The organism is Mesorhizobium sp. M1365 (genome assembly GCF_040317865.1).
GTDB lineage: Bacteria > Pseudomonadota > Alphaproteobacteria > Rhizobiales > Rhizobiaceae > Mesorhizobium.
Map to the genome: position 1 here is coordinate 20,159 of NZ_JAMYLG010000025.1, position 14,431 is coordinate 34,589.

Below are 14,431 nucleotides of genomic sequence, written 5' to 3' on the forward strand. Positions count from 1 at the left end.
TGCCATGAAGGCATTCGTTGTCGATAAGTATAATAAAAAGGGCGCCCTGCGGCTGGCCGAAATGCCGGAGCCGGAGCTCCAGGACAGCGATGTCTTGGTCGAGGTCCATGCCGCAGGGGTGAACCTGCTCGATTCCAAGGTCAAAACCGGAGAATTCAAGCTCATCCTGCCCTACCGCCGGCCCTTCATCCTGGGCCACGACGTGGCTGGGAAGGTTATCCGCGTAGGATCGCAAGTCAGCAAGTTCAAGGCCGACGACGAGGTCTATGCGCGGCCGCGCGACGGCCGGATTGGGACATTCGCCGAATTCATTGCCGTGAATGAGGCCGACGTAGCCTTGAAGCCCGAGAATCTCAGTATGGAAGAGGCGGCGTCGATTCCCCTGGTCGGTCTCACCGCCTGGCAGACGCTCATCGAACGGGCAAACCTGAAGAAGGGACAGAAGGTCTTCATTCAGGCTGGTTCCGGCGGCGTCGGGACATTTGCTATTCAGTTGGCCAAGCACCTCGGCGCGACCGTTGCGACAACCGCGAGCGCGGCAAGTGCCGATCTGGTCAAAAGTCTCGGCGCCGATGTCGTCGTCGACTACAGGAAAGACGACTTCGAGAAAGTTCTGTCGGGCTACGATGTCGTCTTGAACAGCCAGGACGCCAAGACACTGGAAAAATCCGTGAGGGTGCTGAAACCGGGTGGCAAGCTCATCTCCATCTCCGGTCCACCGGATGCCGAATTTGCCAGGGAAAAGGGACTGAACTTGACGCTGAGGCTGGTGCTGCGCTTCCTGAGTCGCGGAATTCGGGCCAAAGCCAAGCGCCGCGGCGTGCAGTTTTCGTTCCTGTTCATGTGGGCGCAGGGCGATCAGCTGAGCAAAATCACCGCTCTCATCGAAGCCGGCGCGATCCGCCCGGTTGTGGATCGGGTCTTTCCATTCGAAGCGACCAATGACGCCCTGGCCTATGTCGAAACAGGACGCGCCAAGGGCAAGGTCGTCATCAAGGTCAGATAGCGGGTGCCTCGAACGCAGCCTTGAGCGTCTCGAACGGCGCCAGGGCGCCGCGCACCTGCACGACGGCGGCGGCGACGCGATGAGCGCGCAGCACGGCTTCTGCCGGGGCATGGCCGGCAAGGCGGGCGGCGAGGTAGGCGCCGTTGAAGGAGTCGCCGGCGCCGGTGGTGTCGACCGGGGTGGCGACGTGCACCGCCGGAACCGATTGCAAGGTTCCGTTTTGCGCGATCAGCGCCGGTTCCTCACCGTTCTTGACGACGACTTCGCCGGCCAGCTTTCGCAGCCGTTCGGCTGTTTTCTGCGGTGTCGTATCACTAAACAGCATCTGCTCGTCGGGAAAGGTCGGGAGCGCGATGTCGGCGACGGCGAGTGCCTCGAGGATCGCGGCCTGCGCGTCCTCGCGCCGGCGCCACAGCCGCGGCCGGTAATTGGGATCGAAGGCAATCAGCGAGCCGGCCGCGCGCGCCGTGGCCACGGCCGTCAGCAGTACCTTGCGTGGAGCCTCGTCGAGAATTGCCAAAGTTATACCGGAAAAATAGACAAGCGCCTGGTTTTCAAGGCTTTTCTGCAAAGCGGCTGGGTCCGAAGCCAACTGCCTTGCGGCCGCATCGGCCCGCCAATAGGTGAAAGAACGTTCGGCGCCGGTCAGCGTGATCGCATAGAGGCCGGGGCGGGCGCCCGCTATCACCGGGCTGGCGCCGATGCCGATGCCGTTCTCGGCCAGGAACTTGATCTGGTCGCGTGAGAACGGGTCGTCGCCGAAGGCCGACACATAGGTCGCCGGCCGCTCGCCGCTCAAAGCATGCAGCGCCCACAAAGTGTTGAACGTGTCGCCGGCAAAGCCCATGCGCCAGTTCGGCCCGGCCTGGCCCGAAAGCTCGAGCATGCACTCGCCGATCGAGGCGATGCCGATTCCTGCCATGAAGCACTCCTCCATCCTGCAATTGCGGTGCTGTAGCTTTTTGCTGCCGGCAGCGCCATGCTTGGCGACGGCGGATTCTTGCACTGGGCGCGATTTCCCACAGGGGCGTGGGACGCGATCTGCCCAGCGAAACGTTATCCGCAGAACAGGAATGGGTTTGGCATCGTTATGGCGTTATCTTCTTGGAGGCCTCGGCCTGGCTGCCTTGCTCGCCGGAGTGCTGGCAATCGTCTATCTGACGGCGCCGCATGCACCGCAACCAAGCTCGGACGTCGGCCGTTCCAAGACGACGGCGAACAAGCTGTTCGCGGCGACTTTCGAGCCCGAGAAAGGCGTCATCCGGCAGGGCGAACTGGAATCCTGGCTGCTCACGCTCAAAACCGTCGAGGGTGCGCCGGTGGAAGGTGCCGCGATAACGATTTCCGGCGGCATGCCGCAGCACAAGCACGGTCTGCCGACCAGCCCGCAGGCGACCGATTACCTCGGCGCGGGGCGCTATCGCATCGACGGCGTCAAATTCACGATGAGCGGGTGGTGGCAATTGCATTTTGCCATTTCCGCTGCGGCCGGTTCGGACACTGTCGTCTTCAATGTGGTGCTGTGAGCCACTGATGAGCCGGTTTCCCAGTCTTCTCGCGTTGGTGGTGGTGGCCCTGCTTGCCGGCTGCGGCAGACCGGAGTTTTCCGATGCCGAAAAGCAGACCATCGCCTCGCTGGCACTATCCAAGCTGCCGCCGCTGAAGCCCGACACCACCAATCGCTTCGCCGATGTGCCGGCCGCCGCGGCACTCGGCTCGACGCTGTTCTTCGACACCGGGATGAGCGGCGACGGCACGGTATCGTGCTCGACCTGCCACAAGATCGACCGCCAATTCCAGGACGACTTGCCGCAAGCGGTCGCCGTCGGCCGCACCAACCGTCGTACCATGCCGTTGGCCGGCGTCGCGCATGATCCCTGGTTCTTCTGGGACGGGCGGCGCGACAGCCTGTGGGCGCAAGCGCTGACACCGCTCGAAAATCCGCTGGAGCAGGCCGGCAACCGCGCCGCCTTCGCGCATTACATCAAGGCCCGCTTCGGCGAGCGCTACGAGCGCATCTTCGGGCCGCTGCCGGACCTTTCGGGCGTGCCGGCCAATGCCGGCCCGCTCGGCACCGATGCCGAGAAGGCGGCCTGGAACGCCATGCCCGCCAGTCAAGCCGAGGAGGTCAACCGCGTCTTTGCCAACATCGGCAAGGCGATCGCCGCCTTCGAGCGCTCGATCGCGCCGCCGCAGACACGCTTCGACCGCTTCGCCATCGACCTGGCTGCGGGCGCCGAGCCGAAAGGCGACGCCGCCTTTTCGCCGGAGGAAATCCTCGGCCTGAAGCTGTTCATCGGCAAGGCCAATTGCGTGACCTGCCACAACGGCCCGCGTTTTACCGACGGCAGCTTCCACAACACCGGCGTGCCGCCGGTCGCGGGCCTGCCGCCGGATCGCGGCCGCGTCGACGCGGTGGCGCAGGTCGAGGCCGATCCGTTCAACTGTTTCGGCGCCTTTCGCGACGGCGATGCCAGCGCCTGCCGCGAGTTGCGCTTCATGGTCAAGACCGGGCCGGAACTCGTCCGCGCCTACAAGACGCCGTCGCTGCGGGGTGCCGCCACCCGGCCGCCCTACATGCACGCCGGGCAGTTTTCCTCCCTCGACGAGGTGGTGGCGCATTATTCGAAGGCACCGGCAAGCGTCGAGGGCACATCCGAGATCCACCCGCTGCAGCTTTCGGACCGCGAACGCGCGGCGCTGGTGGCGTTTTTGAAGACACTGGCGGAGTGAGGGCGGGACAACAACAGCGCTCTCCTACCGATCCTTCACCGTCTCCATCGCGACAAACGTCGAGGTCTGGGCAACGTGCGGCAGGGCGGAGATACGCTCGCCGAGTACGCGGCGGTAGGCGGCGATGTCGGTGGTGCGGACCTTCAGCAGATAGTCGAAGTTCGATGCCATCATGTGGCACTGCTCGATCTCCGGCACCGCCTGCACGGCGCGGTTGAAGGCGTCGAGCGCGGCCGAGCGGGTGTCGGACAGTTTCACCTGGACGAAGGCGACATGGCCTTCGCCCATGCGCTCACGGTCGATGATCGCCTGGTAGCCCCTGATGAAGCCGTCCTTCTCCAGCCGTTTGACTCGTGCCTGCACCGGCGTCTTCGACAGGCCGACTTTCGCCGCCAGTTCCGACATGGAAAGCCGGCCATTGCTGCCCAGAGCCGACAGGATGTTCCTGTCGATGCGGTCCAATTGGTCTTCCGTCACTGAATTCCTGGTCGAATAGGAGGTGATCAGCCCTAATGATAGATCGATCGATCTGTTCTGTCGACTTCTTTGGACCGACTGCAATCCCTACTTATGTTAGCTTGCGCCGTTCGGTCCGGTGACCGCCGGCCCGCTCCCTTATGCTCGCTCTACAGGACCGCCATGCCAGCGCTCGATACCATCCGCCAGCAGATCCGTGCCAATTATTTGCCCGACGAAGACCAGGCGGTGAAGCGGCTGGCCGAGGCGGCCGGGCTGTCCGCGCAAGACCGCAAGGCGATTTCGGCGCGTGCCGCCGATCTGGTGCGGGCGGTGCGCGGCTCGTCCGATCCGCGGCTGATGGAGGTGTTCCTGTCCGCCTATGGCCTGTCGACCAAGGAGGGCGTGGCGCTGATGTGCCTGGCCGAGGCGCTGCTGCGGGTGCCAGACACCGAGACGATGGACGACCTTATCGCCGACAAGATCGCGCCGCACGACTGGTCGGCGCATGCGGGCGGCTCGAGCTCGATCTTCATCAATGCGTCGACCTGGGCGCTGATGCTGACCGGCCGCGTGCTCGACGAGGGCGAGGGCGGCATCGAAGGCACGCTGCGCGCCATGGTGCGCCGGCTTGGCGAGCCGGTCATCCGCAAGGCCGTCGCCGCCGCCATGCGCGAAATGGGCGAGCAGTTCGTGCTCGGCCGCACCATTGCCGAGGCGGTCAGGCGCGGCCGACCGATGACGCAGAAGGGCTATCTCTATTCTTTCGACATGCTGGGCGAGGCGGCCCGCACCGAGGCCGACGCGCTGCGCTACCTCAAGGCATATGCCGATGCCATCTCTTCGCTCGATGCCGGCGCCAACGGCCCCGACATCCGCCAGAACCACGGCATCTCGGTAAAACTGTCTGCGCTGCATCCGCGTTATGAAGTGACGCAGAAGGAAAAGATGCTGCCCGTCATGGCCGAGCGGCTGTTGTCGCTGGCGCTGGCGGCGCGCCATTCGCGCATGGGCCTCAACATCGACGCCGAGGAAGCCGACCGCCTCGATTTGTCGCTCGACGTCATCGAGCGGGTGCTGGCCGAACCGGAGCTTGCCGGCTGGAACGGTTTTGGCGTCGTCGTGCAGGCCTATGGCCCGCGCGCGGCCTTCGTCATCGACTGGCTCTACGAGCTGGCGAGGAAATACGACCGCAGCATCATGGTGCGGCTGGTCAAGGGTGCCTATTGGGACACCGAGATCAAGCGGGCGCAGACGCTCGGGCTCGACGGCTATCCGGTTTTTACCCGCAAGGCCAACACCGACGTCTCCTACCTGGCCTGCGCGAAGAAGCTGTTGGCGATGACCGACCGCATCTACCCGCAATTTGCCACCCACAACGCCCACACCGTCGCCGCGATTCTGTCGATGACGACGGAGCGCGATACGTTCGAGTTCCAGCGGCTGCATGGCATGGGCGAGGCGCTGCATGAGACGGTGCGGCGGGCCGAAGGCACTCGCTGCCGCATCTATGCGCCGGTCGGTGCTCATTCCGACCTGCTCGCCTATCTGGTCCGCCGGCTGCTCGAAAACGGCGCCAATTCCTCCTTTGTCCACCAGCTCACCGACGAGGAAGTCGAGCCCGAGGACATTGCCCGCGACCCGCTCGAAACGGTGGAGAAACAAGGTCCCGCCGCCAATCCAGCGATCGTGCCGCCGTCGGCGATCTTCGGTCCCGGCCGGCGCAACTCCAAGGGTTTCGATATCACCGACACGCTGACGCTGGCTGCGATCGACAAGGCGAGGGCCGAGTTCGCCGGGCCGGAGCGCTGGCACGCCAAGCCGGTCAGCCGCGCTGCCGGCTATGGCAAGCAGCGTCCGGTGGTCAATCCTGCGAAACCTTCGGAAGTGGTCGGCACGGTCAGCGAGGCCGGCGCCAAGCAGGTCGAGACCGCCGTTCGCATCGCCGTCGAGGCACAACCGGCATGGGCAAGACGCCCGGTCGCCGAGCGCGCCGCCATCCTCAACCGCACGGCCGATCTCTACGAGGCGAACGCCGTCGAGTTCTTTGCGCTGGCCGCCCGCGAGGCTGGCAAATCGCTGGCCGACGGCGTTGCCGAGGTGCGCGAGGCGGTCGATTTCCTGCGCTACTATGCGGCTGAGGCCGCCAATGCCGAGGCGGGCACCGAGGCGCGCGGCGCCATCGCCTGCATCTCGCCGTGGAACTTTCCGCTGGCCATCTTCACCGGCCAGATTGCGGCGGCGCTCGTCACCGGCAATTCGGTGATTGCCAAGCCGGCCGAACAGACGCCGCTGATCGCCTTCCGCGCTGTCCAGCTGCTGCGCGAGGCCGGCGTGCCGGAAGACATCATCCAGCTTCTGCCCGGCGACGGCCCCTCGGTCGGCGGCCCGCTGACCGCCGATCCGCGCATTGCCGGCGTCTGCTTCACCGGCTCGACCGAGGTCGCCAAGCTGATCGAAAAGCAGCTCGCCGACACCGCCGCGCCTGACGCCATGCTGATTGCCGAGACCGGCGGCCTCAACGCCATGATCGTCGATTCCACCGCACTTCCCGAACAGGCGGTGCGCGATATCCTGGCCTCCGCCTTCCAGAGCGCCGGCCAGCGCTGCTCGGCATTGCGCATTCTCTACGTGCAGAAGGACGTCGAGAAGAAGATGCTTGAGATGCTGAAAGGCGCGATGGAAGCGCTTAGCCTCGGCGACCCGTGGCGGATATCGACCGATGTCGGCCCGGTCATCGATGACGAGGCGCAAGCGTCGATCCGTGGCTATTGCACCAAAATGGGCCTGCAGGGCCGGCTGATCGCCAAGCTCGAAGCGCCGATGGACGGCCGCTTCGTTGCGCCGCACGTCTTTCGGGTCAAGGGCATCGAGGAGTTGGAGCGCGAGGTGTTCGGGCCGGTGCTGCATGTCGCCACCTTCGATGCCGACGAGATCGATGCGGTGATCGCTGCGATCAACCGCAAAGGCTATGGCCTGACCTTTGGCCTGCACACCCGCATCGAAGGCCGCGCCCAGCATTTCGTCGATGGCATCCATGCCGGCAACATCTACGTCAACCGCAACCAGATCGGCGCCGTCGTCGGCGCGCAGCCGTTCGGCGGCGAGGGGCTTTCCGGCACCGGGCCGAAGGCCGGCGGGCCACATTATCTCCGGCGCTTCCGCAAGGGGCCGGAAGCCGGCACCCATCTTGCCGAAGGCCGCAAGGTGACGGCGACCGAGCTCGCCGACAATCTGCCGGACCCGGCCTTTGGCGGCTGGTCGACGCGGCCGGATCGCGTCGCCATCCTGAGGAAACATCTGCGCGGCAAGGGTGCCGCGGCTATCGGCACTGCCGCCGGCATCGATTTCGGCCAGGTCGACCTGCCCGGGCCGACCGGCGAGGCCAACACGCTGTCGCTGTCGCCGCGCGGCCGTGTGCTCTGCCTCGGTCCCGACGCGGGTACGCTGCTTGCCCAGACGATCCAGGCGCTGGCCGCCGGCAATGCCGTGCTCGCCGTCGCCCCCGGCGCGCCGGCGGCGCTATCAGCGCTGACCGGCAAGGGCCTGCCGCTGGCGGCGATCGACGGCCGGCCGGACCCGGTCGAAGCGCGCTCGCTGCGGGTCGATGTCGTGGCCTTTTCCGGTACGCCCGAGGCCGCGCGCATCGTGCGCAAGGTCATCGCCGAGCGCGCCGGCCCGATCGTGCCGCTGGTCAGCGAAGTCTATTATCCGGCCGCCTATGCCCACGAGCGCGCCGTCTGCGTCGACACCACGGCGGCGGGCGGCAATGCCAGCCTGCTGGCCGCTGCGTAGGTTTCGCCAGGGTTCGCTCATCGCTGGCAGGGGCGGCGCCGACTTTGGTGCCCGCATGAGGACGATCGTTACCTGATACCGAGCGGCACTTCGAACTGCCAAGCCGAGCGACCGGCTCCTTCCGGAATGGGAGGAAACGGAGAAGCCCGGCGGACTGCGTCGAGTGCGGCTTTGTCCAGCGCGGCAACACCCGAACTGCCCGTCAGCCTGGCCGACCGGACGCTGCCGTTCGAGCCGACGGTAAAGGCAACGGTTGCTGTGCCGGTGGCGCGCGTGCGTGTCGAATTGAAGGCCCGCACCAGTTTTGACCTGATCTTGCCGGGATAGTTCGTGACGGCTGCATTGCCGATGCCTGATTTGCCGCCTCTGCTGGCGGTCAGGATCTTGCCGTCCTTCCTGCCGTCGGCCATGCCGCGCGCGACATCCGTTTCGTCACGGCCGCCGGAGCCGGCTTTTTTCTTCTTGGTGTCGGCTTTGGCCGCAGCCTTGCCCGCCTTCTTGCGCAGGGGCGGCTTTTCGGTTTCAGTCGGTTCGGCTTTTTTGACCGGCTTGTTCTTTGCGGTTGCCTTCTTCGGCTGCTTGGGCTCCGGCCTGTCCGGCTTCGGTTCGTCCGCCGCGCCGACTGTCTCGGTCGTCTGAACCGTTTCGGCCGGCGCCGGGTCGGCTGGTGCCGGCGCACTCGTCTCGGCAGGTTCGGCCGTTTCGACCGCGCTGACTGGCGGCGGCACGGCATTGTCGTCGGCAGGCACCAGCCTGTCGGTTGCAAGAACGTCGGGCGATGGGTCCTGGCGCGCCGGCTGCGCAGGTGCTGGCTCGGTGCGATCGGCAGGCACAGCGATTTCCGTGGCGGCCTCGTTGACCGGCTCAACCACTTCTTTGTCCGATGTCTCCGCCGCATCGGTGACCGGCTGGGGCGTCTCCTCTGCCGCGGCCGCCTGCGCCTCGACCGTTTCGACCGGCTTGGCGTCCAGCATGGTCACCATCGTCACGTTGGCCACTTCCGGATCGTCTCCGACATCGCCGGCCGCCTGCTGTGGGTCGGCGCCGAGCAGCATTTCGCCTTGCTGGTCGGCACCTTCGATGCTTGGCCGGTCGTCCGGCAGCGTGAGAAAGGCCAGCGCCACGGCTACGTGGAATGCGCAAGAGCAGGCGATCGCCACCGTCCAGTTGCGGCGCCGCCGCGTCTGTCGTGCCTGCCGCAATGGCTCCGCAGGCACCGTCGGCAAGTCGCCGTCGGCATCGGCGATGTAACTGTCTTCCGGCCTGTCGCGCAGCGAAACACGCAGCGCCTCGCGCGGGATGGCGAAGTCCGGATCGTCCGGCTCCGGCGGCAGGAAACCGGCTAGTGGCCACGCCACGGCGTTTCGCGCGAATGCGGGTTCCGGTCCCAAAATTCAGACCCCGAAGGCGATGCCGGTCCTGGTCTGCGTCTTCAGCCCGCGCATGCAGGCATTCGGCTCGGCGCCGGCGCATTCCGTGGCGCTGTTGATCAACACGCGGCTGACCTTGCCGCAATCCGTGCCGGCAAGATCGAAACGCGTCACCTTGGTCTTGCCTGCCGGCAGCTCCTTGAAGTCGAGCACGGTCAGCCGGTCGACGACGCCGGCCTCGTTGAACAATGCGATCTCGAATGCCGCCTTGGAAAGGTCGGCGCCGAGATTGTTGGTGACCACGAAGGTCAGGCGGCAGCCCTTGTCGGAAGGCTGCGCGCCGTTGAGCTCGAGGATCAGCGCCGGTGCTTGCTGTTGTGTCCACGCCGGAGCCGCAACAAGCGACATTGCCAGCACCGCGGCGAACAGACGAAGGGATGCTGTGATGCCTGTCATTGTTGTCAGCCTCCAAACCTCATCGTCGCCGCCAGCTTCAGGGTGACGCCTGGCTCGTAGACAACACTGGTGGTCGATGCGTTCAGCGGGTTGGCGTATTTGACGTCGAACAGATTGTCGGCGCGGAAATCGACCTTGAAATTGTCGGTTGCCTGGTAGCTGGCGAAGGCATTGACCAGCGTGTAGTCCTTGGCGACGGCGTTGCCCTGCGGCTTGCCGTTGTATTGCACCTCGCCGCCGACGGTCAGCCTGTCCTCGAGGAAGCGAAAGCCGAGTTGCCCGGTGACCTGGGAGGAAGGGACGGTGACAAGGTCCGCCCGTTCGCCTTCATAGGAAATCGTATGGCCGTCGGTGAACGACGCCGAAAGCCCGGCAAAGCCCCAGGCGGCATCATAGACGCCCTCCATCTCGAAACCGTGGATCTTGGCCTTGGCGAAGTTCTGATACTGGAAGCAGATCGGGATGCCCGGGCCGAACGGGCAGCCGCTGGTCGGGTCGAACGGTGATAGCGTTACGCCATCAATGTAGTCGTCGACGTTGTTGTTGAAATAGGCCGCCTTCAGCCGCAGCGCGTCATCAGCCTCGATGACGCCGTTGGTGCTGTAATTGACGCCAAACTCCACGGTCTTGCCGGTTTCGGGCTTGAGATTGGGATTGGGGAGGAACGGGAAGCTGACGCCGGCTGGATGGTTGCCGCTGATCAGGGTCTCCGACAGCGACGGAGAACGATAGCCTTCAGCGTAGGTGCCGTAGAATTGCAGCCCGGAAAGGCTGGCGCTCTCGAAGGGCGAAATGCCCACTGTGATGCGTGGCGACAGCCGGTCGCCAGAGGTTTCGCCGACATCGCTGTCAAGCTTGTAGCTGTCGTAGCGCAGCCCGGCGATGATCTCGAGCCAGTCCCAGGTGAGCTTGTCCTGAACGTAAGCGCCGGAGACGTTCCTGTTGCCCGAGGGCGTATAGAAGCTGTCGCCGCCCGCCGTGCCGCCTGTCTCGACATCGTCGCCAACCCAGTCGCCGCCATAGGTCAGCTCATGCGCAATGCCGACGGTCTCGAATCTCGACGTGTTCCAAATGTCGATGCCGGAGGTGCCGATGTCGAACGTCGATTTCGAACCCGCCGGCAAAACCACGGGCAGACCGGTGACCGGATCAAACCGGTTTTGCGCGACAAGGGTCGTCAGATCGAGCTTGGTCTTGTTGTAGGATGCGTTGATGTGGAGGTCGAGCCAGCTCTTGTCTTGGTCGGTGATGTTGTAGCGGGCCGTGAAGGTATTCGCCTTCAGGTCGGCGTCGTTCACCGGCGCGCTGCCGCTGGTCTCGGTCCATCCGTCGTTCGAGCCGATCCAGCCCAGCTTCAGCTCGCTGTTTTCGCTGGGGCGGATGGTCGTCTTGAGGAGGCCGCTCAAGACGTCGAAGCCGGTGCCCGCTACAGTGTCGCCGCCGCCATGCTCGTAGTCGTCATAGTCGCGGTAGAGGATATTGCCAAGCACGTCCCAGTTCTCGTTGATCCGATAGGCGCCGGTGGCGCTGGTGGTCCAGCCTTCGCCGTTGGTTTCGTAGCGCCCGGTCGCGGATGCCGCCCAGGTCTCGTCGGGCTTGAGGAAATCCTGCGCATCCTTGGTGTCGAAAAATACGACGCCGCCGATCGCCCCGGAGCCATAGGTGTTGGCGACCGGACCGCGGATCACATCGACGGATTTGATCAATTCGGGATCGATGTAGAAGGTCGATTGCGTGCCATGATCCGAGCGCTGGAAATTCTGGCGGGCGCCGTCGACGATGACGGAGACGCGGCCGAAGTCCTGCAGGCCGCGGATGTTGATGCTGGAACTGACACGCCTTGCGTCGGCCTGGACGGCGACACCCGGCACACCGAACAGCATTTCGTTGGGCGTCGTCGCCATGCGGCGCTCGAGCTGTTCCTCGTCGACATGGCTGGCTGAAGCAAGCGACTCGATCGCCGTCTCGCCGGTACGGCTGAGGATCAGGATCTTGTCGAGCAGTGTGGTACCCGCCGGGGCCGGCTTTACCTTTTCGGGCTGTTGAGACGGGTCAGTCTGCTGCTGGTCGGCTGCCGCTTGGGCGGCCTGCTGGGCGCCGGCCGGTGTGGCGAGCAGCGGGATCGCCGCCGCGCCGGCCAGCAACGCGGCCATTTTGCTTGTCATAGAACAATGTGTCAGGCCGCTGCCCGCCAGCCGTCCCCAATTCGCCAACCCCATGCTGCAACTCCAAGAATCCATGTTCGATGCTGGCTGGCTTGGGGCTCGCTGGCATTTTTCATCGCGTCCGGCGTCTTAAATGTTGACTCATTTACTCCGGTATTGCACTGCTAGATAACATGATCATTCGAGTCAAGAATTGAATCGGCATTTCACGCAGGCCCCGAGCCAGATGCCAGGCACAGGAAAGGGATCGAACCCATGAACACGCACAATCCCAGCGACTTTCGCTATCGCGTCCGCCGTTCCGACGAAAATTCCGTCCGTTTCGACCGGGTCCAATCGGCCGTGAGAACGCTGTCCAGCAACACGCTGTTCCAGGGCGAGCACGAGATCGGCATCGAGCATCATGGTGCGCTGTACCGGCTGAAGATCACCCGGCAGGGCAAGCTCATCCTCAACAAGTAGGTGGCAGAAATGGACCAGCGCGTAAAACCCGCCCCGCACGAGATCCGGCGGGCACGGGCAGACAATCCGAAAATGCGCGAGCGCGACCTCGCCGCCCAGCTCGGTATTTCGGAGGCCGAACTGGTCGCCGCGCATTGCGGCGACGGCGTCGTGCGCGTCGAGCCGCGTGTCAACGACCTTTTGACTGGCCTCGAAGCTGTCGGTGAGGTGATGGCGCTGACCCGCAACGAAAGCGCGGTGCACGAGAAGATCGGCGTCTACGACAAGGTCGTCACCGGCAATCACAATGCCATGGTGCTCGGTGACAATATCGACCTGCGCATTTTCCCAAAAGTCTGGGCACACGGCTTTGCCGTGGAAAAGCGCGACGGCGCCGACATCCGCCGCAGCCTGCAGTTCTTCGACACCGCAGGCGAGGCGGTACACAAGGTGCACCTCAGGCCAGCCTCCAACCTTTATGCCTATCAGAAACTGGTGGCCGGGCTGGAATCGCCGAACCAGGAGCCGACGGTGGCGATTTCAGCGGGCACCACCGACGAGACCGAGACTGCGGACAATTCGGCGAGCATCGACGATCTGCGCGACCGCTGGAGCCAGCTGACCGACGTGCACCAGTTCTTCGGCATGCTGAAGACACTGAAGATCAGCCGCCGACAGGCGGTGCGCATGGTCGGCCAGGATTACGCCTGGCTGGTCGACAAGGATGCGGTGAACGCCATGTTCAACCACGCCGCTGCCGGCGCCATGCCGATCATGTGCTTTGTCGGCAATCGCGGCTGCATCCAGATCCATTCCGGCCCCGTCGCCTCGATCAAGCCGATGGGACCATGGCTCAACGTGCTCGACGAGACCTTCCATCTGCACCTGCGGACCGACCACATCGATGAGATCTGGGCCGTGCGCAAGCCGACCAGGGACGGCCATGTCACGTCGCTCGAAGTCTATGGCGCCGACGGCAAGATGATCATCCAGTTCTTCGGTAAGCGGCATGAAGGCGAAAGCGAGCGCGAAGACTGGCGCTTTCTGGCCGAAAACCTGCCGCGTATCCCAAGCCCGACCGCAGCCTGAGGAAAACGACGATGGTTCTTGTCTCCAGGCTGGCATCGGTCTCCAGGTCGGCGCTTGGTCCTGCGGCCGCCGTTTTCCTGGGGTTCGCCACGCTGATGACGGCTCAAGCCGCCGAGGGCATCGCGACTTTCGCCGATCGCTCGAGGATCGTGGCCATCGGCGGCTCGATCACCGAGATCGTCTACGCGCTCGGTGAACAGGATCGCCTTGTCGCACGCGATTCGACCAGCCGATATCCGCAAGCGGCGGTGGAACTGCCGGATGTCGGCTACATGCGCCAGCTGTCGCCGGAGGGTGTGCTGTCGGTCAATCCGTCGGGCATACTGGCGTTGCACGGCAGCGGACCGAAGGAAGCCGTCGACGTGCTGAAGAAATCAAGCATCCCGTTCATCGAGGTGCCCGAGCGCTATGATAATCAAGGCATTCTCGAAAAGATCCACATCGTCGGCAAGGCGCTCGGCACCGAGGCCAAGGCCGATGCGCTGGCGGCCCAGATAGACGCCAAGCTGAAGGTAGCCGAAAAGCAGGCCGCCTCGATCAAGGATCGCGAGCGCATCCTGTTCGTGCTGTCGATGCAGGGCGGCAAGCTGCTTGCCGCCGGCAGCGACACCGCCGCCGACGGCATCATCAAGCTTTCGGGCGGCATCAACGCCATCGACGGCTTTGCCGGCTACAAGCAATTGTCGGACGAGGCAGTCATCACCGCCAGGCCCGACGTGATCCTGATGATGAAAAATGCCGGACCGGCCACCGCGGATGACGAATTGTTTTCGAACCCTGCCGTGGCTTCGACGCCGGCGGGTGCCGCCCGCAGGCTGATCCGCATGGACGGCGGCTACCTGCTCGGCTTCGGCCCGCGCACGGCCGACGCCATCCACGACCTCGCCGTCTCGCTCTATGGCGGCCAGGTCACGGATTGA

At 64.7% G+C, this 14,431-nt stretch carries 12 protein-coding genes; 7 read left to right on the forward strand and 5 right to left on the reverse strand.

Going from position 1 to position 14,431, the window contains the following annotated elements:
* The first annotated feature begins 4 nt into the window (after positions 1-4).
* Positions 5-1,006 carry an NADP-dependent oxidoreductase gene (locus NKH04_RS22695; RefSeq protein WP_353045006.1) on the forward strand — a complete coding sequence of 334 codons (1,002 nt, stop codon included), beginning with the start codon at positions 5-7 and terminating at the stop codon, positions 1,004-1,006.
* Here the strand turns inward: NKH04_RS22695 and NKH04_RS22700 are convergent.
* Positions 999-1,928: a sugar kinase gene (locus NKH04_RS22700; protein ID WP_353045007.1), complete on the reverse strand. Its 930-nt coding sequence runs from the start codon at positions 1,926-1,928 to the stop codon at positions 999-1,001. The genes NKH04_RS22695 and NKH04_RS22700 overlap by 8 nt on opposite strands.
* A 157-nt stretch (positions 1,929-2,085) precedes the next feature.
* Between NKH04_RS22700 and NKH04_RS22705 the strand changes: the two genes are divergently transcribed.
* Positions 2,086-2,532, forward strand: coding sequence for a FixH family protein (locus NKH04_RS22705; protein WP_352451991.1), 447 nt, complete (start codon positions 2,086-2,088; stop codon positions 2,530-2,532).
* Positions 2,533-2,539: 7 nt separating this feature from the next.
* The gene (locus NKH04_RS22710; RefSeq protein WP_352816925.1) at positions 2,540-3,739 is read left to right on the forward strand and encodes a cytochrome-c peroxidase; all 1,200 of its coding nucleotides are present in this window, start codon (positions 2,540-2,542) and stop codon (positions 3,737-3,739) included.
* A 24-nt stretch (positions 3,740-3,763) separates the two neighbouring features.
* Here NKH04_RS22710 and NKH04_RS22715 read toward each other — a convergent pair whose 3' ends face one another.
* The gene (locus tag NKH04_RS22715; protein ID WP_352816922.1) at positions 3,764-4,216 is read right to left on the reverse strand and encodes an Lrp/AsnC family transcriptional regulator; all 453 of its coding nucleotides are present in this window, start codon (positions 4,214-4,216) and stop codon (positions 3,764-3,766) included.
* A gap of 162 nt (positions 4,217-4,378) precedes the next feature.
* Between NKH04_RS22715 and putA the strand changes: the two genes are divergently transcribed.
* A complete protein-coding gene (putA, locus tag NKH04_RS22720; RefSeq protein ID WP_352970701.1) occupies positions 4,379-7,990 on the forward strand; it encodes a bifunctional proline dehydrogenase/L-glutamate gamma-semialdehyde dehydrogenase PutA in 3,612 nt (1,203 codons plus the stop codon).
* 68 nt (positions 7,991-8,058) lie between these two features.
* On the opposite strand, the gene NKH04_RS22725 is transcribed toward putA, so the two are convergent.
* Genes NKH04_RS22725 through NKH04_RS22735 form a run of 3 tightly spaced genes read right to left on the reverse strand, consistent with a single transcriptional unit; the run spans position 8,059 to position 12,035 of the window.
* Positions 8,059-9,348: an energy transducer TonB family protein gene (locus NKH04_RS22725; protein ID WP_352816917.1), complete on the reverse strand. Its 1,290-nt coding sequence runs from the start codon at positions 9,346-9,348 to the stop codon at positions 8,059-8,061.
* A 36-nt stretch (positions 9,349-9,384) separates the two neighbouring features.
* Positions 9,385-9,816, reverse strand: coding sequence for a hypothetical protein (locus NKH04_RS22730; RefSeq protein WP_352470344.1), 432 nt, complete (start codon positions 9,814-9,816; stop codon positions 9,385-9,387).
* 5 nt (positions 9,817-9,821) lie between these two features.
* The gene (locus NKH04_RS22735) at positions 9,822-12,035 is read right to left on the reverse strand and encodes a TonB-dependent hemoglobin/transferrin/lactoferrin family receptor (protein WP_502896452.1); all 2,214 of its coding nucleotides are present in this window, start codon (positions 12,033-12,035) and stop codon (positions 9,822-9,824) included.
* A 201-nt stretch (positions 12,036-12,236) separates the two neighbouring features.
* Between NKH04_RS22735 and hemP the strand changes: the two genes are divergently transcribed.
* From hemP to NKH04_RS22750, 3 genes are read left to right on the forward strand one after another with little or no spacing between them, the layout of a single operon-like run.
* Positions 12,237-12,443 carry a hemin uptake protein HemP gene (gene hemP, locus NKH04_RS22740; protein ID WP_352451949.1) on the forward strand — a complete coding sequence of 69 codons (207 nt, stop codon included), beginning with the start codon at positions 12,237-12,239 and terminating at the stop codon, positions 12,441-12,443.
* A gap of 9 nt (positions 12,444-12,452) precedes the next feature.
* Entirely contained in the window at positions 12,453-13,511 is a 1,059-nt protein-coding gene (locus NKH04_RS22745; protein WP_353045008.1) for a hemin-degrading factor, read from the forward strand.
* Positions 13,512-13,522: 11 nt separating this feature from the next.
* A complete protein-coding gene (locus NKH04_RS22750; protein WP_353045009.1) occupies positions 13,523-14,431 on the forward strand; it encodes a heme/hemin ABC transporter substrate-binding protein in 909 nt (302 codons plus the stop codon).